Raw genomic sequence first — 1,478 nt, 5'->3', positions numbered from 1 at the left:
TGCAGACAGCCTGTATATCCAGAAGCCGATGAGCACGACCAACGTAACGATTACTACCGTAAGGATCGCTTTTTCAACTCGCCGGCTCAAATGCTGTGCCGGGGGCTTGTAGCCTGCGTTAGATGTGACCACGACGGGTCCTGCCAACTCAAAGGGTCTCTCAAAGTAGTTGCCTTGATTGACGAAACTTGCCAGGTCGTACTGGGGCGCCTTCAGGGAGCTGCCGCCAAAACACAACACGTACCTGCCGGAGTCCTTCAGCGACACAAAAAACAGGTCCCGCTTGACCCAACTAAGCGCCACGGACTTTACAACAAGTGGCGGATTGTTGTTGTTGTTGACGACGAACTTGTATTGCCTGCCCGGATTGGGAGGCAGGTCAAAGTAGTCCCTGGACGCCCCCTGACCAATCATGGGGAAACTGTAAACGTAGTGCGTAGCATAAAGCGCATAGGAAACGCTGCCGGACTGACCAGAAAGCGCATAGTAAACGTCCACCTTCCGGTAGTAGTAGGGATTGGATGCCTCCAACGTTGCCGAACTTGCAGGGACGGGGCTATCGACCATGACTACGGTGTTTTTCCTGTCATCGAGCTTTGCGGGCAGACCGCTGAAGACCTTCTTGTCGTATACGACCCGCTGTTGGTTAGTGGCGGCGGTTGAGGCCTTTACGGCGCTGATCCTGACCTTCTTGTTTCTAACCCCAAAGGCCGAAAAATCCAGACCTTCGTACTTCAGATGAATGACCTGCTGACTGCCGGCGGTTGCCATATCCGCATCGGTGAGGATGAGCCGGTAGAGGGGATAGTCGGAGGCGCTGAAGTGCAGCTTCGTCTTTCGCAGGTCTACCTGGGAGGTGAAGTCGTAGATGCCCTCCTGTGTTACAAATTCCCAATCGGTGCCGTTGCGGCTGGCGTACAGGACTGCCTTTTTGTTGAAGTCTCTGTCGGCGATTGACAGATCGATGACGCTTACGGGCTTGTGCGTATTGGGCATCTGCATGACGATATCCACCTGGGTGTCACCGGCCTCGTAGTGCGTGATCTGTAGTGCGTAGGTCTCGACCTTGTCCGCAGGCAGTATGTCTTGCAGGATGACATAGGGGACCTCGTTGTTGTCTGCATCCAGCAGGCGGAGGTCGTTGCAGCCTGGGGCGCATTTGTCGAGCAGTTCCGGGGTCAGGTGTATGCGATAGAGCGTGTTTGGCTTTGTTGCGTTATTTATCTCCGCCCTGTATTGGAAGTCCTTAGGCGTTAAGGCAAAGACGTTCTCCGGAATCATCAGGAGGCATACAAACAGCAACGTAATATAACAACTGTAAATATCTGAAATTTTAGTGGCCATAGAAAAACTACTCCTCATTTAAGTCTATAATAACACTACGGATAGTTTACCATACTTCTGCTTGTTGAGGACTACCCTTTTTTTTGGGGTGCATAAACTTTTGGTGGGTAAGATAAACGGGGTCAAGGGGACTG

At 52.2% G+C, this 1,478-nt stretch carries 1 protein-coding gene; it reads right to left on the bottom strand.

Annotated features, from left to right (window positions below):
- The coding region (locus HWQ67_RS18335) for a hypothetical protein (RefSeq protein ID WP_218254139.1) at positions 1-1,344 on the bottom strand (1,344 nt) is incomplete at its 3' end.
- Positions 1,345-1,478 lie beyond the last annotated feature (134 nt).

This window comes from Candidatus Magnetobacterium casense, from assembly GCF_019173545.1.
Classification (GTDB): domain Bacteria; phylum Nitrospirota; class Thermodesulfovibrionia; order Thermodesulfovibrionales; family Magnetobacteriaceae; genus Magnetobacterium; species Magnetobacterium cryptolimnobacter.
This window is presented reverse-complemented; position numbering and strand designations above follow the sequence as displayed.